The 20,293-nt window shown below is 65.5% G+C and carries 21 protein-coding genes; 5 read left to right on the top strand and 16 right to left on the bottom strand.

Annotation, left to right across the window (positions count from 1 at the left end):
• Positions 1-37: 37 nt before the first annotated feature.
• From L0U83_RS27910 to L0U83_RS27920, 3 genes are read right to left on the bottom strand one after another with little or no spacing between them, the layout of a single operon-like run.
• Positions 38-751, bottom strand: a complete 714-nt coding sequence (locus tag L0U83_RS27910; protein ID WP_373321119.1) for an RNA polymerase sigma factor — start codon at positions 749-751, stop codon at positions 38-40.
• Complete coding sequence (locus tag L0U83_RS27915) at positions 748-1,083, bottom strand: cupredoxin domain-containing protein (protein ID WP_233887378.1); 336 nt, start codon at positions 1,081-1,083, stop codon at positions 748-750. The genes L0U83_RS27910 and L0U83_RS27915 overlap by 4 nt, the downstream gene beginning before the upstream one ends.
• Entirely contained in the window at positions 1,080-1,619 is a 540-nt protein-coding gene (locus tag L0U83_RS27920; RefSeq protein WP_233887914.1) for a DUF4142 domain-containing protein, read from the bottom strand. The genes L0U83_RS27915 and L0U83_RS27920 overlap by 4 nt, the downstream gene beginning before the upstream one ends.
• A 174-nt stretch (positions 1,620-1,793) precedes the next feature.
• Between L0U83_RS27920 and L0U83_RS27925 the strand changes: the two genes are divergently transcribed.
• Positions 1,794-2,153 carry a COG4315 family predicted lipoprotein gene (locus tag L0U83_RS27925; RefSeq protein ID WP_233887379.1) on the top strand — a complete coding sequence of 120 codons (360 nt, stop codon included), beginning with the start codon at positions 1,794-1,796 and terminating at the stop codon, positions 2,151-2,153.
• Between the two features lie 91 nt (positions 2,154-2,244).
• On the opposite strand, the gene L0U83_RS27930 is transcribed toward L0U83_RS27925, so the two are convergent.
• Together L0U83_RS27930 and L0U83_RS27935 are read right to left on the bottom strand one after the other, a co-directional pair.
• Entirely contained in the window at positions 2,245-3,384 is a 1,140-nt protein-coding gene (locus L0U83_RS27930) for an NHL repeat-containing protein (protein WP_233887380.1), read from the bottom strand.
• Positions 3,385-3,553: 169 nt separating this feature from the next.
• Positions 3,554-4,501 (bottom strand): LysR family transcriptional regulator, encoded by a 948-nt coding sequence (locus L0U83_RS27935; protein WP_233887381.1) that lies wholly within the window; start codon positions 4,499-4,501, stop codon positions 3,554-3,556.
• 102 nt (positions 4,502-4,603) lie between these two features.
• Between L0U83_RS27935 and L0U83_RS27940 the strand changes: the two genes are divergently transcribed.
• Complete coding sequence (locus L0U83_RS27940) at positions 4,604-5,068, top strand: RidA family protein (protein ID WP_233887382.1); 465 nt, start codon at positions 4,604-4,606, stop codon at positions 5,066-5,068.
• Between the two features lie 74 nt (positions 5,069-5,142).
• Here the strand turns inward: L0U83_RS27940 and L0U83_RS27945 are convergent, their stop codons facing one another.
• From L0U83_RS27945 to L0U83_RS27960, 4 genes are all read right to left on the bottom strand, one after another.
• On the bottom strand, positions 5,143-6,243 hold the full coding sequence (locus tag L0U83_RS27945; RefSeq protein WP_233887383.1) for an NAD(P)H-dependent flavin oxidoreductase: 1,101 nt from the start codon (positions 6,241-6,243) through the stop codon (positions 5,143-5,145).
• A gap of 29 nt (positions 6,244-6,272) precedes the next feature.
• The gene (locus tag L0U83_RS27950) at positions 6,273-7,553 is read right to left on the bottom strand and encodes an MFS transporter (RefSeq protein WP_233887384.1); all 1,281 of its coding nucleotides are present in this window, start codon (positions 7,551-7,553) and stop codon (positions 6,273-6,275) included.
• Positions 7,550-8,758 (bottom strand): YbfB/YjiJ family MFS transporter, encoded by a 1,209-nt coding sequence (locus L0U83_RS27955; protein WP_233887385.1) that lies wholly within the window; start codon positions 8,756-8,758, stop codon positions 7,550-7,552. The genes L0U83_RS27950 and L0U83_RS27955 overlap by 4 nt, the downstream gene beginning before the upstream one ends.
• A 134-nt stretch (positions 8,759-8,892) precedes the next feature.
• Positions 8,893-9,819, bottom strand: a complete 927-nt coding sequence (locus tag L0U83_RS27960; protein ID WP_233887386.1) for a LysR family transcriptional regulator — start codon at positions 9,817-9,819, stop codon at positions 8,893-8,895.
• A 112-nt stretch (positions 9,820-9,931) separates the two neighbouring features.
• Here L0U83_RS27960 and L0U83_RS27965 point away from each other — a divergent pair, with 112 nt between their 5' ends.
• A complete protein-coding gene (locus L0U83_RS27965; protein WP_233887387.1) occupies positions 9,932-10,336 on the top strand; it encodes a hypothetical protein in 405 nt (134 codons plus the stop codon).
• Between the two features lie 11 nt (positions 10,337-10,347).
• Here the strand turns inward: L0U83_RS27965 and L0U83_RS27970 are convergent, their stop codons facing one another.
• From L0U83_RS27970 to L0U83_RS27995, 6 genes are all read right to left on the bottom strand, one after another.
• Complete coding sequence (locus tag L0U83_RS27970; protein WP_233887388.1) at positions 10,348-11,466, bottom strand: malate/lactate/ureidoglycolate dehydrogenase; 1,119 nt, start codon at positions 11,464-11,466, stop codon at positions 10,348-10,350.
• Between the two features lie 41 nt (positions 11,467-11,507).
• Positions 11,508-12,782 carry an MFS transporter gene (locus tag L0U83_RS27975; RefSeq protein ID WP_233887389.1) on the bottom strand — a complete coding sequence of 425 codons (1,275 nt, stop codon included), beginning with the start codon at positions 12,780-12,782 and terminating at the stop codon, positions 11,508-11,510.
• 71 nt (positions 12,783-12,853) lie between these two features.
• Positions 12,854-14,401: a UxaA family hydrolase gene (locus tag L0U83_RS27980; protein ID WP_233887390.1), complete on the bottom strand. Its 1,548-nt coding sequence runs from the start codon at positions 14,399-14,401 to the stop codon at positions 12,854-12,856.
• Complete coding sequence (locus tag L0U83_RS27985; protein ID WP_233887391.1) at positions 14,398-15,318, bottom strand: SMP-30/gluconolactonase/LRE family protein; 921 nt, start codon at positions 15,316-15,318, stop codon at positions 14,398-14,400. The genes L0U83_RS27980 and L0U83_RS27985 overlap by 4 nt, the downstream gene beginning before the upstream one ends.
• 163 nt (positions 15,319-15,481) lie before the next feature.
• Entirely contained in the window at positions 15,482-15,835 is a 354-nt protein-coding gene (locus L0U83_RS27990) for a cupin domain-containing protein (RefSeq protein WP_233887392.1), read from the bottom strand.
• A 19-nt stretch (positions 15,836-15,854) separates the two neighbouring features.
• Positions 15,855-16,493: an FMN-binding negative transcriptional regulator gene (locus L0U83_RS27995; protein WP_233887393.1), complete on the bottom strand. Its 639-nt coding sequence runs from the start codon at positions 16,491-16,493 to the stop codon at positions 15,855-15,857.
• Positions 16,494-16,615: 122 nt separating this feature from the next.
• Between L0U83_RS27995 and pdxR the strand changes: the two genes are divergently transcribed.
• Complete coding sequence (gene pdxR / locus L0U83_RS28000) at positions 16,616-18,103, top strand: MocR-like pyridoxine biosynthesis transcription factor PdxR (RefSeq protein ID WP_233887394.1); 1,488 nt, start codon at positions 16,616-16,618, stop codon at positions 18,101-18,103.
• A 7-nt stretch (positions 18,104-18,110) separates the two neighbouring features.
• Here pdxR and L0U83_RS28005 read toward each other — a convergent pair whose 3' ends face one another.
• Positions 18,111-19,049 carry a LysR family transcriptional regulator gene (locus tag L0U83_RS28005; RefSeq protein WP_233887395.1) on the bottom strand — a complete coding sequence of 313 codons (939 nt, stop codon included), beginning with the start codon at positions 19,047-19,049 and terminating at the stop codon, positions 18,111-18,113.
• 119 nt (positions 19,050-19,168) lie between these two features.
• Here L0U83_RS28005 and L0U83_RS28010 point away from each other — a divergent pair, with 119 nt between their 5' ends.
• Positions 19,169-20,251 carry a tartrate dehydrogenase gene (locus L0U83_RS28010; RefSeq protein WP_233887396.1) on the top strand — a complete coding sequence of 361 codons (1,083 nt, stop codon included), beginning with the start codon at positions 19,169-19,171 and terminating at the stop codon, positions 20,249-20,251.
• Positions 20,252-20,293 lie beyond the last annotated feature (42 nt).

The following is a 20,293-nucleotide window of genomic DNA, read 5'->3' on the forward strand; positions in this document are numbered from 1 at the left end:
CGGGCGGCGGCGCTGCGTTCGCCGCGCCCGTTGCGCCCTAAAGGCGTCGCAGCCTCGCCAGCACGTCGGCGACGATGCGGTCGCAGCATCCGCCGCCGAATTCGAACAACTCGGGGCCCAGTCGCTCGACCTCTTCGGCCAGCGCTTCGCGCAGCAGGTTTCTTGCGCGGAAATGACGGCTGCGCACCGTGGCCTCGGGAATGCCGAGCACCTGCGCCGTTTCCTCGATGCTCATTTCCTCGACCGTCCTGAGCACGAACACCGTGCGAAACCCGACCGGCAGCGTGTCGAGCTTGCGTTCGAGCAGCGCGCGGATCTCGGCGCGCGAGACCTGCTGCTCGGGGGCGTTGTCGTCGTGGGCGTGCATCGGGTCCATATCGAAAGCCATCTGCTCTTCGTCCAGGCAATCGGGCGATATCGGCATCACGTTCTGGCGGCGCGCCTCGCGGCGCATCCGGGCGAGGCACTCGTTGAGCACGAGGTGCGAGAGCCAGGTGGCGAGCGTCGCTTCGCCGCGGAATTGCGCGAGCGCCTTGAAGGCCTTTAGATACGCGTCCTGCAAGGCGTCTTCCGCTTCCGCGTCGTTGCGCAACGTGGCGCGCGCAAGCCGGTAAAGGCGCCGGTTGTGGCGGCGCATCAACAGCTCAAATGCCGCAAGGTCACCCGCCACGATGCGGCGCACAAGCTGCGCATCGTCACTCGTCGATCCGCAGGTGTGCACTTCGGCCATTGCGGCCTTCCAGGCTGTCATGGTCCCGGCTCCACGATCAAGGTGCCATGCATCACCGGATGAAACTGGCACGTATATGCAAGGCGGGCGTGTTTGTTCGCAACAACATATCGCCATGATGCGCCCGGTGCGATGCTGCCGGAGTCGAATGCTTTGGCGTCGGCGGTGACCGTGTGGGCCACGAGATCCTTGTTGACCCACAGGATGCTGTCGCCGGCATGCACCGTCACGCTCGGCGGTTCGAAGCGCATTTGCTCGATGGTGACGACATAGCTCGCGGCCGCCGCTGGCCCGGCGCTGGCCGCGTACACGATCACGCATACGCCCAGCGCCACACGGCGCACGCGGCTCATTGCGATTGCGCGAGCGACGCCTGCACGCGCTTCGCGTGGTCCAGGTGCGCGACGAACGCCGGCCTGACTTTCACGAGCAAGGCCTTCAACTCGGCGTTTTGCGCGCTGGGAATGAGCGTCTTGTCGAGCGCATCGATGACCTGCTCGTGATAAGTCACTTCGTGGTCGATATACGCGCGGTCAAACTCCGCGCCCTTGAGCGTCTTGAGATTCGCGATGTTGGCCTCGCCGCCCTGCTTCAGGCTTTCGCTGGTCGGATTGGCTTCGGGCGTGACGCCCAGCTTGTGCACGAGTTTGACGGCTGCCTGATTCACGGCGGTATGGTCGGCGACCATGCGTTGCGCGAACGCCTTCACGTCTTTCGACAGCGTTTTCGATTCGGCCAGCTTGCCGGCGTCGATATCGGCCTGGTTCGCCGCCACGACGATGGCCGCGATCTGCGGATCGGTCGGGCCCGAGGCCTGGGCGAGCGCCGGGGTGCTCAAAAGCGCGCTCGCAAACAGGCTCAAAAGTGCGAGCGCCGCGCCTGACAGCATCCTGATGGGGTTCATACGACTCTCCTCGATGAGCGGCGGGCGTTTCACCTGCCTGCGAGGAAATAGATGTCACGAGCCGTGAGGCTGTTCCCAATGGCGCATCGAAAATGGAAGAAAGCCCGCCGTCAGCCGTTTATCACGTATCCCCGCGGGGGTTTTACGAGGACTGAAATCATGACCAGAATCTTGTTGTGCGCCCTGGCTTGCGTTTTGCCCATTGCGGTGTACGCGGAAGCGCCGAAAGTGGCCAACGGCATGGTCGTCGACGACGACGGCATGACGCTCTATACGTTCGACAAGGATACCGTGCAGGGCAAGAGCGCCTGCGCCGGTGCATGTGCAACCATGTGGCCGGCCGCGCTCGCCGACCCCTACGACAAGGCCAGCGGCGACTGGGGGCTCATCGCTTCCGCAGACGGGAAGCATCAATGGACCTACAAGGGCCACCCCCTCTATCGCTACTCGAAGGACACACAGGCTGGACAGATGAACGGCGACGGCTTCAAAGACATGTGGCACACCGTGAAGCCCTGACATTATTTCGGTACGCTAAACGACCGGCACTGCCTGCCCCGCTCCGAAGCGTCGGAGCGGGGCGTGGCTAATGATGTTGCGTTGTCGTTTGTCAGTTATTTGTACGCAACGTCCAGACCGTTGCCGTATTGGTGCTGTCGTCTACGGCGGTAAACTGCGAGTGGTGCTGGCTGTCCATGCCAAATGCCAGCCCGAACGCAGAACCCGCCGTGGGATCGACCGACATCTGCGCGACGAATTGCCCGTCCACGGTGAATTCGACGATTTCGCTGGGCTGTTGCGGGTCGGGATTCACGGCGTCGCCGTTGGCCGTGACGAGATGCCCGTTGGGTGCGAGCGCAAGGGCAAGCGGTCCGTGCAGGTGGGTGTTGTCCTGATAGATCAGCCTCCCCACTCCGCCGCTATGGCTCGCACCCGCCGCGCCGTAAATGGCGAACACCGCGTTGTCGCCGGTCGAGGCGACATAGAGCACGTCGCGCCGGCCATCGTAGGCGAGCCCCGTCGGGCCGACGACCAGCGCCGCCGGATCGGTGCGATGCATATAGCCCGAGGCGACGATCGTCGAGGTCGGCAACTCCGTCACACCGTTCCCGCCGATCGCGAGGTCGATTCTCGCGACGGTGCCATTGAGCACGTCCGAGACGAAGACCTTCACGAATTGCCCGCCGTCGATCACGGTGAGATCCCAGGGGCCGTCGAGCAGCCGCGCATCTTTCAGTTCCTTGACAAGCCGGCCCTGCGGATTGATGACGAGAAGCGAGCCCGGCGCGATGACGTTCTTGCCGTCGGCGGTCGGTACGTTGCCCACCAGCACGAAGCCGCTTCTCAGCACGGCGAGCGCCGTCGTGAGACCGAGGTTGGCGCCCTGGAAGAACGTCACCGGCTGGCTATTGGGAACGAGCTTCACGATCGTCGTGCCGGTGCCCTGGAGATTCGACTGCGCATTGAAGTTGGACACGACCACGTCGCCGGGTTTGAGCGTGCTCCACGACGGCACGCCGGCTGGTACGAACGCAATGCCGTACGGATTGACGTCGCCGTTGGTTGGCACAGTCGATGAAGTCGCAAACGCCGGCGGCAGGATCGCCTCCTGGGCGTCGGCGTGCATAGCGCCCAGCGATAGGGCGAAGAGCCCGGCACCCAACGCCAGGTGACGCAATCGCGGCACGAACGCCGCCCGGTTCCTGCCGATGTATGAACGACATGCAGACAACGAGCGAGAAGCTTTCATCTGACACCTCCTTCTCGCGGGGACGATCCGGAACGCCAGGACGACTCGCGCGGCTAGTGAACCCACCATGCTTCGCGCGCCCCGCGTTTTGCGTAAACGATCCAGCGGTGAGGCTATTCCGTTGATCGCGCTGCCGTGTTTTGCCGCTCCGATTCGTTTTCGCGGCGCCTCACTGCGCGCGCTTCGCGCGCGGCGCGGGAGCAGGCGCCGCCAACTGCTCCACCAGAAAGTCCACAAAGGCCCGCACGCGCGATGTCAGATAACGCGCGTGCGGATAGAGCAGAATGAACGGCCGGGTACGCCCACCCTCCTCACGCAGCACCTCGACGAGCCTGCCCTCGCGCAGGTCGTCCGCCACCACGAAGCGATACGTCTGAAAGAGCCCGGCCCCCGCGCGCGCGAGCGTCACGCCGGCGAGCGCGTCGCCGGAGGTTCCGTAACTTCCGCTCGTGACCACATCGCCGTCTTCATTGGCATTGCCGTCGAATGTCCAGACTAGATGGCGCCCACTACTTGGCAGTTCGAACTGTATGCATTCGTGCGACTGCAGATCGGCCACGGTCTTCGGCGTACCCGCACGCTTCAGATAAGCGGGCGTAGCCACGACCACCATCTCCGCGTCTTCCAGCTTGCGCGCCACCAGGTTGGAATCGGCGGGCGCTCGCCCGCGGATCGCGAGGTCGAAGCCTTCGTCGGCGAAGTCGATGTTGCGGTTGCTCAGGTGCGTGTCGACCTGCACCTCTGGATAGATTTCGCGAAACGCCGGCAGCAGCGGCAGCACGCGATAGTGCCCATACGGCGTGGGCATGCTGATGCGCAGCACGCCAGCCGGTGTGGTCTGCTCGCCCGTGACTTCGCGCTCGGCGTCCACGAGTTGCGACAGCGCCTGGCGGCACTGCTCGAAGTAGCGCCGCCCCGCATCGGTCAGACGGATTTGGCGCGTCGTGCGCACGAAGAGGCGCACGCCGAGCCGCTCTTCGAGCCGCGCGACGGAACGGCTCACCGCAGCGGGCGTGACGCTCGCCGCATTGGCCGCCAGCGTGAAGCTGCCCAGTTCCGCCGCCTGGCAGAACAGTTCAATGCTGCCCAGCAGCAGATCGTCGAATTTGCGTTGCATGCCCGTCTTCTCCTGACTGTTCCTGTTCGCGCCTGTTGTTTTAGCTCTATTCTGAAGGCTCCAACATGAGGCGAATGCTCATCACCACTCGAGGAGAACATCGTGTCCGTCGAACAGAAACTTGCCGATCTCGGTCTCGCCCTGCCCACCGCGCCGCAACCGCTCGGCAACTACACGGCCGTTTCCGAGGCGGGCAATCTGCTCTTCATCTCCGGCCAGGGGCCGCTTGCCGATGGCAAGCTGCGCTGGACCGGACGCGTGGGCGCAGAGTTGACGCCCGAAGAAGGCCGCGAGGCCGCGCAACTCACCGCCTTGAACGTGCTCGCGCAGATCAGGCGCCACCTGGGCGGCTTCGAGCGTCTGCATCACATCGTGCGCATGGAAGGCCACGTGAGCAGCGCCGAAGGCTTTCTCGACCAGCCTGCTGTCCTCGACGCCGCATCGGATCTCTTCGCGGCCGCGCTCGGCGAGAAGGCCGGACATGCGCGTTCCGCGTTCTCGCATCCGCAACTGCCACTGAACTTGCCCGTCGAACTCGTGGTGATCGCGCAGATCGTGCCCGCTTGATAACGACGCATCGGCACGCGCATCCATCGCGCATGCCGATGTTTCCGTTTCCGATTGCAGCAGTCAAATTCCGCTCAATCCCACACCGACTGCAACCGCGCGATGCTCTCGCGCGTCTCGCGCTCCAGTTGCGCCACCAGTTCCGCCGCGGGCAACGCGCGCGCGAGCGGCGCGGCCTGACCCGCCCATTGCGCGCCGTAGCCGAATTCGCCCTTGGCCTTCGCTGCCGCAATCAGAGATTTGCCCGCGTCGTATGTGATCGGGTAGGACGGAACGCGCGGCGCCTTCGGGTCCTCGCCAAGCGCGGTGAACCGGTTGACGATGCTGCGAGCAAGGCGCCCCGAAATCGCCGAAGTGAACGTGGTGTGCCGCGCCGCGTCGCCGAGCAAGGCGGCGCGATAGCCCTCGTCGGCCGCACTTTCGGGGCAGGCCACGAACGCCGTGCCCAGTTGCGCCGCCTGCGCGCCCAGCGCAAGCGCGGCGGCGATGCCTGCGCCGTCCATGATGCCGCCCGCCGCGATCACGGGCACGTCGAACTCGCTCACCAGCAGGCGCGTGAGCGCGAACGTGCCGAGGCCGTCGTCGCGGGCGTTCTGATCGAACACGCCGCGATGGCCGCCCGCCTCCACACCCTGCGCGACGATCGCATCCACGCCCGCCTCCACGGCTGCCGCCGCTTCGTCGAGATTCGTTGCGCTCGCAAACAAACGGATCCCCGCGTGCTTGAGTTCGGCGATCACCGCATCGGGCGGCAGGCCGAAATGGAAGCTCACCACTGCGGGCTTCTCTTCCAGCAGCATGCTCTGCATGGCACGGTCCACGACAAAGCTCGTGTAGATCTCCGAGAGCGATTGCGGCGGCGTTGCGCCGTATTGCTCGAACACCGGCGCGAGCCAGTCCAGCCACGCGCGCTCCACGGCCGCATCGGGCGTGGCCGGGCGATGACAGAACACGTTGACGTTAAACGGTTTGGCAGTCAGCTCGCGCGTCTGGCGGATTGCCTTGCGCGCGTTCTCCGCATTCATCGCGGCCACACCCAGCGAGCCGAGCGCACCCGCGTTCGACACGGCGGCGGCCAGCGCCGGCGTGGTAGTGCCCGCCATGGGCGCCTGAATGATCGGCTTCTGGATGCCGAGCGAGCGCAGCAACGCCCGTTCGTCCACTTGAGTGCTCATGTTGCGTTCCCTCCGGATGCGTTCCACTTTCAAGCGTGAGCGCGGCGCTGCGCCCAGTGCGCGAGTCCACCGCATGCGACCAGCAACGCGCCGGTCACGAAGAACACGGCGTGCAAGCCGAAGTGAACGCCGATCACACCGCCGATCACCGGGCCCACCACCTGGCCGCTGAATTGCGCCGACTGCAAATAGCCGAGCATGCGCCCCGTTTTGCTTTCGTCTACCGATTGCCGCGCGAGCTTGCCGATGGAAGGCAAAAGCCCCGCGAGCGTCATGCCCATCACCACGCGCAGGCCCGCGAGCTGCCACCAGTGCGTGACGAACGCTTGCGGCACCATCGCGAGGCCCGTGAGCACGAGGCACGCGACAATGACGCGCCAGCTCCCGAAGCGGTCGGCCAGTGAGCCAAGGCGTGCCGCCGTGAGCATGCTGCCAAGCGCCGAGCATGCCATGACCACGCCCGCCACGCGTGCGAGATGCGCCGCGCCCACGCCCAGACTGCCGATATAAACCGTGATGACAGGTTCGATCGACATGTTGGCGAGCAGCACCATCATCGCGGTCACGAGCAGCGCGGCCACGACCGCATAGTCGGGGCGGCGCGCGCCACTGCCTGAACCAGCCGCGGCATTGCGTGCGGGCGATTTCGCATCGCTTTCTGGATGAAACTCTTCCTTCACCACGACGATGGTCAGCAGCGCCGCCACCGCGATCATCGCGCCGCCGGCGAAAAAAGTGCCACGAATGCCGATCCAGCCAGGCAGCACGCCGCCCACCAGCGGCCCGATGAGATTGCCCGCGAGCGCGCCCGTCGACAGAATGCCGAGCGCCCAGCCCGCGCGCTCGCGCGGCGCCTGGGTGCCGACCATCACGGTGGAAGCCGACGCATAGCCCCCCACGAGACCGGCGATCAGACGCAGCGCGACGAGCTCGTACACATTGTGCGCCACGCCGATCAACGACATCACCACGGCCATGCCGATCGCCGCGCGCACAAGCATGGGCTTGCGGCCATAGCGGTCGGCGAGGCGCCCCCAGATCGGCGCGGTCAGCGCCGTGCCGAGAAATGTCGCGCCGAAGGCAACGCCCGACCACTGGATCACGGCGGACTGCGAGGTCACGCCGAGTTGCCGCACATAGAGCGGCAGGAACGGCAGCAGCATGCTGAGGCTCACGAGCGTCGTGAACGAGCCGATCACGCACACCACCAGATTGCGCCGCCAGTACTGCGCGTTGCGCTCCGAATAGCCGCGCGGCTCGCGCTTTGTCTGCCGCAGCGCGGCGGCGGGAGAAGATACGGTGGTATTCACTTGGCCCTCAACGCGGAGAAGAGATCGACAAGGAGCGCGAGCACGAGAGCCGCGGCGCCGATGGCGAACAGGACGAGATAGTTGCCGCCGCTCGACGAGAACACAAACGACAGCCCGTAGGCCGCCACCGCCTGCATCACGGCGAAGCTCGTCGTGGCGCGGCTCCACGCGCCCTTCACGGCAGACGGATGATGCGCAAGCAACTCGTTCACGCGGCCGAGCACCAGCGGCACGATGCCTGGTGTAAATGCGCCCATCAGCACGGCGGAGACCATGAGCCCTTGCGCGCCGAAAATGCCGATCGCCGGAATTGCGACCGCCACGGCCTGCACCAGATACGCCGCGCGCAACGCCGGACCGAAGCCCGCGCGGTCCGCGAGGTGGCCCGCCGCGAGCGGACCGACGATCGCGCCGATGCCGTACAGCACCCAAAATTCGGCGCCCGCATCCACGCCGCGACCCAGCCCGCGCGCCACGTAATCGACGAGGAAGATCATGTGCGGCACGAGCCCCACGGCGTTCAGCCCGTATTCGGCATAGAGCGCGCGCAGCTTCGCGCGGGGGTAAGCCTTGGCGTGTTCGAAGCGCGAAGGCGCGTGAGCAGGTGCGGGCGCGCCATGCTCGGGCCAGCCGTTCCACGCCACGGCCGTGAGCAGCGCGGAGACGACGGCGAGTCCGAGCCACGTGGCCGTCAGGCCCTGGCGCAGCAGGATCGGCACGATCGTGCCCGATGCCGCGATGCCGAGCCCGATGCCCGTGAAGATGCCGCCGCTTGCGAAGCCGCGCCGCGCGGCCGGCACGTGCGCGAGGATCGTGGGTGCGGCGAGCACCATCAGCGCGCCGCCCGAAAGGCCCGAGGCAAAGCGCCAGATGAAGAACCAGAGGAACGAAACGGGCACCGCACAGGCGACAAAGGCGAGGGTTGCGAGCAGCATCATCGCGCGCAGCACGGTGGCGGGTCTGGCGGCGCGAACCATCGCGCCCGCGAGCAGCGCTCCAGCCAGATAGCCGCCGAGGTTCGCCGCGCCGAGGTAGGCGGCGGTCGAGGCTGGGAACCAATGTGCGCCGATGATGGCGGCCAGCAGCGGCGTGTAGGCGAAACGCGCGAGACCAATGCCGATGAGGCTTGCGCTGGCCCCGGCGAGCGTGCCCCGCCAGACGTTGTAGGCTGCACGCGCGGACGGATTCGAGACGGCTTGATGCATTACGACTCCCTGCAAGCGAGGCAATGAATCACCTGCTGAAGATGGGAGTCAGTCTAGGTTAGATCGCTTGGCGAGAGAATCGCCGCGATACGGAAGTCATTCTTCCGCGCCGCGAACGAATGGACGAATGTCGCTCAATCGGCGTCTGTAATGCGACGGGCCTGCTCGAAGTACTCGCGCAGCCGGGGCACGGCGAAATCGACGAAACTGCGCACCTTGGGCACCGAAAGGCGCCCGTGCGGCGTGACGAGATTCGCCGGCAGCGGCGCATGCTCGCTGTCGCGCAGGACGATCTTGAGCCTGCCCGCCTCGACCTCCTCGGCCACGTGGTAGGAAAAGAGCCGCGTGACGCCATGCCCCGCCACGGCCGAAGCCCGCGCCGCGCGTATCGTATTCACGATGAAGCGCGGCGAGAACTGCACGACCTGGGGCAGCGCCGTCTGGCGCGCCGCAGGGAAGCTCCACGAGTCGAGCCCGAAATGCGTCATCGAAATGATCGGGTGGCTCGCGAGATCGGCGGGCGCGTCGATGGGCGGGTGCGTGGCGAGATAGTCGGGCGAAGCGACCACCACGCGCCGCACCTCGCCTACCGGAATGGCGACGAGCGTGGAGTCCTGCAAATGCGCAATGCGCAACGCCACGTCGATACCCTCGTCGATGAGGCTCGCGGGCCGGTCGAGCAGATGCAGGCGGATCGACACCTCGGGGTTGCGGTCGATGAACTCATCGATCATCGGGCCCAGCACCTCTTCGCCCACGGCCACCGCCGCCGTCACGCCGAGCAGGCCGCGCGGCGCCGAGCGCTCGTCGGCGGCGAGCAGGTCGGCCTCCTCGAGATCGGCGAGAATGCGCCGGCACGCCAGCGCATAGCGCTCGCCCGCATCGCTCAGCCGGATCGTGCGCGTGGTGCGATACAAGAGCGGCGTGCCCGTGTGCTCCTCCAGAAACGCAATGGCCCGGCTCACCGCCGCGGGCGAGCGGCCCAGCCGGCGGCCCGCGGCCGCGAGACTTCCCTCGTCGAGCGTGGCGACGAAAACCTTCATGGCGTCGATTCGGTCCATTGCGCGTTCTGGTTTGGGGCGTCGTTTCGCTCTGTGAATGCCGCGTCGATCTTAGCGGATTACGCGCAAGCGTTAAAATCGCCGATTCCACTCTTGCGGCAAAAGAACACTCATGAAGTGCCTCACCCTCTCGTCTGTCTTCGCTGCCATGGCTCTGGCCACCATTCCCGCCGTTGCCCAAACGTCGTCGGCCGATTCGAATTCGAAGCGCGATTGTGCAATCGGCTACGTGACGGGCGTTGCAGGCTCGGCGCAAAGCGTGCGCGACTATCTGGCCACGCCGGAGCGTGACCGAATCCGCTACCTCAAGGAAAACGATATTCAATGCAAGGTCGCCGACGACGACAGTCACGCGTCCGGCTGCACGGGCGTCACGCTGTTGAAGAACGAGAAGGTGAGCGTGTACGACGATAGCGACCCTGCTACCACCGCTATCGTCGTGCGCGTGGAACTCGATCGCGGAACCTACCCCGTGATCATCGTCGCGCCCAAAAACGAGGTGAAGTGCGACGAGTGAGCGGCACGCAGTTAGCGCGAGTTGCGCTCGCACGCCGCGATTTGCGCATCAGTGACGCCCGCCGTGCGCGCGGCATCGACGATCTGCGCCCAGCTCGTCGCATCCACCGGAATGCCGCGCGCCTCGCGCGCACGCCGCGTCGCGTCCTCGCGCTCGCCGGGCAGCAGGATCTCATCCACACCTGCCGCGCGCCGCGTGGCCTTTAGCCACTCGACAAACGCGAGCGCTTCATCCTCGCGCGACGGCGCGTCGAACGCCGCCGGATCGACGATCACCGACATCATGCAATTGACGATCGCGTGCGTGGAAACGATGGTTTGCTCGCGCGTCGTGAAGCCGCCCGAGAGCGCGCCCGCCAGAATCTCGCACATCGCGGCAAGCCCCGAACCCTTGTGCCCCGCCACCGCGCCGCCGAATGCGCGCAGCGCGCCATGCTGCGTGTCGCTGAACAACGCGCCGGGGTCGCGCGTGGGGCGGCCGTCGCTGTCGATCAACGCGTCGGCCGGCACATCCACGCCTTTGTTGTAAGCCACGCGCACTTTGCCAGCGGCAATTGCACTCGTGGCGAAGTCGAGCACGAGCGGCGAGCGCCCCTCGAGCGGAAACGCCGCGCAAAACGGATTGGTGCCGAAGCGCCTGTCGATACCGCCGAACGGCGCGACGAGCGGATCGCCCGCGACGTTGACGAAGTGGAACGACACTAGCCCGGCGCGCGCGCATTGCTCCGCCCAGTGCCCGATACGTCCGATGTGATGGGCATTGCGCAGGCCGAGCGCGCACACGCCGAGCGACTTCGCACGCTCGATGCCGCGCTCCATCGCTTCGAACGCCGTGACTTGCCCGAAGCCGCGCCCGGCTTCGATCGTGAGCACCGCGCCCGCGTCGCGCGCGACCTGCGCATGCGCGTTCAGTTTGAGTTCGCCTTCGCGGCACGCCAGCATATAGCGCGGAATCATGCCCACACCGTGCGAGTCGTGCCCCGCGAGATTCGCTTCGACGAGATGGTCGGCAACCAGCGTGGCCTCGCGCGCCTCGCTGCCGGCCGCGCGCCATATGGCGACGACGAAGGCATGCAGCGCGCGAGCCTCGACAACGACTTCTGAACCTTTTGCAGCAGTGGCATTCGACATGTACGTGACCCTGTGTTTGGCTGCGGAGTAAGAGGCGGCGCTCAGGTGCGCGGCGCGTAAGCCGATTCGTCGACACCGATGGGCTCGGGCGCCTGCAGCGGCTCGATGCGTCCGACAATCACAAGATAGCTCACCGCGCCGAGCACGCAAAACCCGCCGGCGACAACGAGCGGAATCGTGAAGGAGCCGCGCGTGAGTTGCAGCATCACGCCTGTAAACGTCGTAAGCGCGATGCCTGCGAGATTCGATGCGAAGTTCTGGATGCCTGCCAGCGAGGCGACGTGACGTGGCGTGGGCGCGACGTCGGCTGGCAGCGACCAGATGCTGGCCGCGGCGGCCGCGAGGCTTCCATAAGCAATCGCGAAGAGCGCGAGCATTACATAGACATCCTTAACAATGCCAGTGAGCGTGATGACGGAAGAAAGCAGCATGCCGCCGACAATGCACGTCTTGCGCGCGGCCGTGAGGCTCCAGCCGCGCTTGACCAGTGTGTCGGAAAGCCAGCCGCCCAGCCAGCCACCAGGTATCGACGCAATGGCGGGCAAGGTGCCGAGCGTACCAAGCGACTTGAGCGAGAAACCGCGCGCTTCCACGAGATAGCTCGGGAACCACGTAATGAAGAAGTAAATCACGAAGTTCAGGCAGAAGAACCCCAGCATCATGCCCCACACGGTGCGGTAGCGGAACAACCCGCTCCAGCGTATCGAGGCGGCGGCCGGCACGGGGGCGCGCGGCTGATCGAGTGCCGCGCGCGCCTCAGGTTCCCGATACAGCACGACCCACCCCACGATCCACACGAGCCCAAGTGCACCGGTAATCACAAACGACGCCTTCCAGCCCCACGCGGCCATGATCGCGGCGACGAGCGGCAGCGACAGTGCGGAGCCCACGCGCGAGCCGCTGTCGAATATGCTCGTGGCGAGCGCGCGTTCTTCGCGCGAAAACCACTGGCTAACGAGCTTCGCGCACGATGGATACGCACCGGCTTCGCCCGCGCCGAGCATGAGCCGGCAGCCGAACATCGCCGCGAAGCCGCTCGCTGCAGCGGTGGCCGCGGTGAACACCGACCACCAGCCCACGGCGAACGGCAACGCGATGCGCGCGCCGGCCCGGTCGACGAACCAGCCGTAGGGCAGTTGCATCACGGCGTAAGTCCAGAAGAAGCCGCTCAGCAGCAGCCCCATGGCAGCAGGACCGATGCCAAGGTCCTTCATGATGTGCGGAGCGGCGACCGCGAGATTGGCGCGGTCGATGTAGTTCACTGCGATCGCCAGAAAACAGAAGAAAATGACCAGCCAGCGCGTTTTTTCCTTCATCGAAAGCACTCCTTCTGAATGTGGCGTCGCTTCCCCATCGAGTTACGGCGCCTGTCCGAATCGCCTCCGCTCTACATGACCGCCCCCAGATGCCAAGGCACGAATTCGTTCTGGCCGTAGCCGTGCAGTTCGCTCTTCGTGCGTTGCCCGGAGGCCGTCGCGAGCATCAGCTCGAAGATCGCGGCGCCCGTCTCGTTCACGCTTTGCTCGCCATCCAGAATGCGGCCGCAGTTCAGGTCGATGTCCTCTTCCTGGCGTCGCCAGAGCGCGCTGTTCGTGCCTAGCTTGAGCGAGGGCGAAGGCGCGCAGCCGTAGGCGGAGCCGCGGCCCGTCGTGAAGCAGATGAGATTGGCGCCGCCCGCCACCTGCCCCGTGGCGGACACAGGGTCGTATCCTGGCGTATCCATGAACACGAGCCCCTGAGCGCGCACGGGCTGCGCATACTCGTAGGTTTCAACGAGCCGCGTCGTGCCGCCTTTCGCCACCGCGCCGAGCGACTTTTCGAGAATCGTCGTGAGGCCGCCCGCCTTGTTGCCGGCGGACGGGTTGTTGTTCATGTTCGCTTCCATGCGCGCGCAATACGCTTCCCACCAGCGAATGCGCGCCACCAGCTTTTCGCCCACTTCTCGCGACGCCGCACGCCGCGTGAGCAGATGCTCGGCACCGTAGATTTCAGGCGTTTCAGAGAGGATTGCCGTGCCGCCGTGCGTGACCAGCCTGTCCACGGCAGCACCGAGCGCCGGGTTCGCGGAAATGCCGGAGTAGCCGTCCGAGCCGCCGCACTGCAAGCCGACCATCAGGTGACGCGCATCCACCGGCTCGCGCGTCACGCGATTCGCATCGGCCAGCAATGCACGCACCTGGTCGATGCCCGCTGCAACCGTGCGCGCGGTGCCGCCCGTCTGCTGGATCGTCATGGTCGAAAGGCGCGCGCCGCGCTCCAGTTGCTCGGCTTCCACGAGACCGTCGATCTGGTTCGTTTCGCAGCCAAGGCCAACGATCAGCACTGCGTAGAAGTTGGCGTGCCGCGCATAACCCGCGAGCGTGCGGCGCAACACCGTAATGGGCTCGCCCTCCGCCGCGAGCGCACACCCTTCGCCGTGTGTGAGCGCCACCACGCCGTCCACGTTAGGGAACGCTTCGAGCGCTTCGGGGTGGATGTCGCGGCGGAAGTGATCGGCAATCGCGCGCGCAACCGTGGCCGAGCAGTTGACCGAAGTGAGGATGCCTATGTAATTGCGCGTGGCGACGCGACCATCCGCGCGCCGGATGCCAAGAAACGTGGCAGGTTGTGCAGCCGCGGGCGTTTCGTGCGCGTCCACGCCGAATGCGTAGTCGCGCTCGAAATCGCCCATCGAGAGATTCTGGGTATGCACGTGTTCGCCACGGCGGATCGGCCGGCTCGCGAAGCCGATGATCTGTCCGTAGCGGCGCACTGGCTCGCCTTGGTCGATGTCGCGCAGCGCGACCTTGTGGCCAGGCGGAATCATGCCCGCGACCGTGTGATCGCCAAAGAGCGTCGAGCCGGGCATCAACTGCCCGCGCGCGATGGCAACGTCGTCGCGCCGATCGAGGAGAATGAGCGCGGCCGAAAGCAGAGCAGGGTCGAGAAGTGTCATAGCCGGTTTCCCTGGGAAGCGCCGCGCACGCCGACGTAAAGCGAGTACAGCGATGTGTTGGCTGCAATGAACAAGCGATTGCGATTCGGGCCGCCGAACACGAGATTCGCGACCGTTTCCGGCACGAGGATCTTGCCGAGCAGCGTTGCGTCGGGCGCATAGCAGTGGATGCCGTCTCCCGCGCTCGTCCAGACGTTGCCGTACTCGTCCACGCGCATGCCGTCGGGCACGCCGGGCGCCACTTCCGCGAACACCCGGCCGTTGTGCAACCCGCCGTGCGCGTCCACGTCGAATACGCGGATGTGATGCGGGCCGGCCTCGATATGCGACGCGCCCGAATCGGCCACGTAAAGCCGCGATTCATCCGGCGAGAATGCGAGGCCGTTGGGCTTCACGAAGTCGTCGGCCACGCGCTGCACCACGCCCGTATCGGGCGCCACGCGATAGACATGGCAGCCGCCGATCTCGCTCGGCGCGCGATAGCCCTCGTAGTCGCCGAGAATGCCGTAGTCGGGGTCGGTGAACCAGATCGAGCCGTCCGAATGCACGATCACGTCGTTGGGCGAATTGAGCCGATGCCCCTCGAAGCGATCGGCAATGACGGCGATGCGTCCGTCGTGCTCCGTGCGCGTGACACGGCGCGTGCCGTGCTCGCAGGTCACGAGCCGGCATTCGCGGTCAAGCGTGTTGCCGTTGCTGAAATTCGAATTCGCGCGGAAGACGCCCGTGCCGATGCCGGGCACCCAGCGCATCATCCGGTTGTTGGGAATGTCGCTCCAGACGAGAAAGTCGCCGGCGGGAAACCACACCGGCCCCTCCGCCCACATGCAGCCGCCCGCGAGCTTCTCGAACTGCGCGTTGGGCTGCAACAGCATGCGAAAGCGCGCATCGTGGATTTCGTATTCGTGGGGATTCATCGTTCCGGCCTCGTACCGTCAGAGTCAGGTCACGGCGAAGCGCGTGACCCGTCGCTCACTGCCGCGCCGGTTTATTAAATACTAGTTGAATAGGCCTGTGAAGATTTTCTTCAAGCGCCTGGAATGTGGTTTACCCGTGCTTACCCGCCAGAGCGCCCGGCAATCAGCTTGGGTCGAAAGCCTGGTCCAGGTCGTAGGCGAGCAGGAAGATGCAGCCCGTATCGCTATGGAAATCCACGTCGACGGTGCCCTGTGCGGCGACACCCGCGTAGCCCGCCGGTAGCCGCAGTCCGTTCTGCACGGCCTCGCCTTCGAGCACGTAGATGAACTCGGGGCCGGTATGGCGGTGCGTGGGAAACGTTGCGCCCGCAGCGAACCGGACCAGTTGCATGGCACGGCCATCTGCCTTGCCGAGGTTCTTCACCTCCACGCCATGAGCGAAACGTGAGGGCACCCATGGCGGGCTCGCGGAATCGACGAATGAAAAGCCTGGCGCAAGCGGAGGGCCGTTTGCCATAAGGTGCCCCTTGTATGCGCTATTGCGCCTTTTGGTCGGCAGCGGCAAGCATGGCGTCGCTGATGCGGGACTCGCCGCTCGATTTGAGTGCTTCGCCCGCGCCGCGAATATCGCGCTCTTCCTTGTTCTGACTGAGCTTGCTCTTGCCGACCAGACGCGTGATCTCGATCTCCACGCCGACGATCATCTTGACGAGCGTGTCCGTGTAGTCCTTGGGCGCGTCGGCCATTTTCCAGGGTTTGGGCTGCGTGGCTTCGTGCGTGCGCGTCAAGCGGCCGATCACGCCGCGCACGTAGCGCTCGTCGTCGAGAATCTTGATGCGCCCATGAGCATGCACGACCACGTAGTTCCATGTGGGCACCTGCTTGTGCGCTTCGTGCTTGCTCGGATACCAGTTCGGCGAGATATACGCGTCGCCCGCGCGGAAGATCACGAGCACTTCGTCGCCATTCGCCACGTCCTGCCAAACCGGATTGGCCCGCGCAACGTGCGCGCGCAAGATGCCCAGTTCGCCTTCGCCCGCCGCGAGTTCAAAGGGAATGTGGTTGGCATCGAGCCCGCTTTTTCCCTGCGTGACCAAGGTGCCGAACGGATGTTGGGCAATGCAGTCATGCAGGACGTCCTTGCGGTTTTCGGCGAAATGGGCTGGTACGTACATGCGTGTGTCCCTGCTCGTAAGGTGAATGGATGACGTGGCCCGCGCTGCCACAAGGCCAAGTTTGCACCAAAAGTGGTTTATCCTATAGATCCAGTTTATTTAAGTTCCAGTGAACCAGAATCATGCCGAGAACAGCTCAGGCCGCGGAAATGCCATCGTTCGGCACGCTGGACCGTGAGGCAGGCAATCTTAGCCGCCAGGTGGCCGAGGCGCTGCGCGAAGCGGTGCGCAAAGGGGACCTGAGACCCGCCGATGCCTTGCCTTCCACACGCGCGCTCGCCGCTTCGCTCCAGGTCGCGCGCGGCACCGTGGTCGAGGCGTACGAACAATTGATAGCAGAAGGCTTTCTGGAATCGAAAGCCGGCGCCGGCACGCGCGTGGCGCTCGCGCTGGCCGAGCCGCCGCCCGCGAGCGCTCCCAGCGCGGCTTCCCGGCAGGCGGAGGAAGCCGGGTTGCCGGAACGCGCCGAAGCGTTCGCGAGGATCGGACGCGAGTTCAAACCGCTTCCTCCGGTGCCGTTTGCCATTTCGGTGCCAACGGGCATGACCGCGCCCGGCGATATCTGGCGCCGGCTCGGCAACCGCTTGCGCGCACGGGGTCCTGCCTCGCCGACCGGCTATGCCGATCCGCTTGGCGCACAGGCGCTGCGCGAAGCCATCGCCGACTATGTGCGCAAGTCACGATCGGTGCGCTGCGAAGCGGATCAGATCATCGTGACGAGCGGCACCCAGCAGGGGCTCTTTCTCGCAAGCCAGGTGCTGCTCGGGCCGAGCGACCAGGCATGGGTCGAGAACCCGGCCTACCGCGGCGTCACCGCCATACTCGAGAGCCTGCCCTACCGCGACGCCATGGTCCGCGTGCCTGTGGACGCCGAAGGTCTCGACGTCGAAGCAGGCATTCGCATGGCGCCGAAGGCACGCGTGGCGTTCGTCACGCCCTCGCATCAATATCCGCTCGGCATGCCGCTGAGCATGGCGCGGCGTGCGGCGTTGCTCGCGTGGGCGCGCTCGGCCCATGCGTGGGTCGTCGAAGATGACTACGACAGCGAGTTGCGCTACGAGGGCTATCCGTTTCCCGCGCTGCAGGGGTTGGCGCCGGATCGCGTGGTGTATCTCGGCACCTTCAGCAAGATCCTCTTTCCGTCACTGCGGCTGGGCTATGTCGTCGTGCCGCCCCATCTCGTCGATGCGTTCTGCGGCGCGCGCGTGCTCGTGGACCGCCATCCGCCCACTGCCGATCAGCACGTTCTCGCCGCCTTCATGACCGAGGGGCACCTGGAACGTCACGTCCGCAAGGTCCGCAACGTCTATGCGGAACAGCGGCTCAGCCTGATCGGGACACTCGAAGCGCTATTGCCCCCGGACCTTGCGTGGATCGAGCCCGGCGATCAGGGCATGCATCTCGTGCTTTGGCTCGCCGCAAGGTTGGACGATCACCAGATTGTGCGGCTCGCAGCGAACGAGGGTGTCGCCGTGCGCGCGGCGTCGCCCATGTTCGCCGCCGGCACCGCGCGCCCGGGGCTGATCCTGGGCTTCGGTGGCTTTAGCAGCGCTCAAATGAAAGAGGCTGCGCATCGCCTCGCTGCTGTGATTGCCGCGGTGGCGAAATGAAGCGAGATCAGGCATTTCGGGGTACGGGATATCGCTGCGACTTACCCAGTTCGATCGCGAGGAAGTCGACAAACGCCCGAATGCGTGTGGAAAGCTGATGCCGCTGCGCATACACGGCGTAGATGTCCGCGCCCGGCGTTTCGTACTCGGGCAGCACGACCACGAGCCGCCCGTCCGCCAGATATTCGTTGATATCCCATTCCGCGCGCATCAAAATGCCGTGGCCATCCAGCGCCCACTTCACGGCAATCTCGCCGTCGTTGGTCGTAAGGTTTCCATTGATTCGGATTGCTTCTGATTTGCGCGGATTGCCGCGCTCGTTCGAAAGCCGCCACACGCCATACGCTTCATCGCCCTGGCGAATGCTGATGCAGTTGTGCTTCGCGAGATCGTGCGGCGTGGAAGGCGTGCCCCGGTTCGCAAGATAGGCGGGCGAAGCACAAAGCAAACGCCGGTTCGCCGCGAGACGGCGTGCGATCACGCGCGTATCCGGCGGCTCGCCGAAGCGGATGCAGACATCGTATGAATCTTCGGTGAGCGGCGGCGGCATGACCGAAAGCTGAAGCTGCACGGAAACCTGCGGATACTGCACGACGAAACGCGAAAGCGCCGGCCCGATATGGCTGCGCCCAAAGCCCAGCGTGGCGTTCACGCGCAGCAATCCCTTGGGGTGCTTCTTCGAGCCGCCGAGCAGTTCGCCCAACTCGTCGATCTCGTCGAGAATCCGCCGCGCATGCTCCAGGTACACCTCGCCTTCGGGCGTCAGCATCATGCGGCGGGTCGTGCGGTTCACGAGCGGCACCCCGGCGCGCTCCTCCATTTGCGCGAGCCGCTTGCTCACGGCAGCGGGCGTGAGGCCCAGTTCGCGCGCCGCGGCGCTCAGGCTGCCCGAGGAGGCGAGCGTGGAGAAAAAGCCCAGATCGGCGGGTTGAACGGTGTCGGTCACGGTCGCCACTTGTGAATTCAGGTTAATGATGCTTTGAGTCTAGCACCGGTTTTTGAACCGGGAGTTGGGTAAAGTGAGCCCACACTGGCCACACCGGCCACACTCCAAAGGAACGAGACATGAAGACCTATCGCATCGCAACCATTCCCGGCGACGGCATCGGCAAGGAAGTCGTGCCGGCGGGCAAGGAGGTGCTGGAAGCGCTTGCGAAAACCACACAGCGCTTCGCGTTCGAGTTCGAGAACTTCGATTGGGGCGCCGACTACTACCGCCAGCACGGTGTGATGATGCCCGCAGATGGCCTCGACGCCATTCGCAGCAAGGACGCCATTCTGTTCGGCTCCGCGGGCGACCCCGACGTACCCGACCACATCACGCTCTGGGGCCTGCGCCTGAAGATCTGCCAGGGCTTCGATCAGTACGCGAACGTGCGCCCCACGCGCATCCTTCCCGGCATCGACGCGCCTTTGAAGCGCTGCAAGCCCGAAGACCTGAACTGGGTGATCGTGCGCGAAAACTCGGAAGGCGAATATTCGGGCGTGGGCGGCCGCGTGCACCAGGGCCATCCGCTCGAAGCCGCAACCGATGTCTCGATCCTCACGCGCGCCGGCGTCGAACGTATCCTGCGCTTTGCGTTCCGGCTTGCACAATCGCGCCCCCGCAAGCTGCTCACGGTCATCACCAAGAGCAACGCGCAGCGCCACGCCATGGTCATGTGGGACGAGATTGCGCTGCAAGTCTCGAAGGAGTTCCCGGACGTGAAGTGGGACAAGGAACTGGTGGACGCCGCCACGGCGCGCATGGTCAACCGCCCCGCTTCGCTCGACACGATCGTCGCGACCAACCTGCACGCCGACATTCTCAGCGACCTCGCCGCCGCGCTCGCAGGCAGCCTCGGCATTGCGCCCACGGGCAACATCGACCCCGAGCGGCGTTATCCGTCGATGTTCGAGCCGATCCACGGTTCCGCCTTCGACATCATGGGCCGGGGGCTCGCCAATCCCATCGGCACGTTCTGGTCGGTCGTGATGCTGCTCGAACACCTCGGCGAAACCGAAGCCGCCGCTCACGTGATGCAGGCCATCGAGACCGTGACGGCCAACCCCGCGCTGCACACCGGCGACCTTGGCGGCAAGGCGACTACCGCGCAGGTCACGGCTGCGGTATGCGAACTCGTCGAGAAGGCGGCCGTCGCTGCCTGAGCGCTGCCGCGCCGTCAAAGAAAGCAGACACGGGGGCGTGAC

It is taken from the genome of Paraburkholderia flagellata, assembly GCF_021390645.1.
Taxonomy (GTDB): Bacteria; Pseudomonadota; Gammaproteobacteria; order Burkholderiales; family Burkholderiaceae; genus Paraburkholderia; species Paraburkholderia flagellata.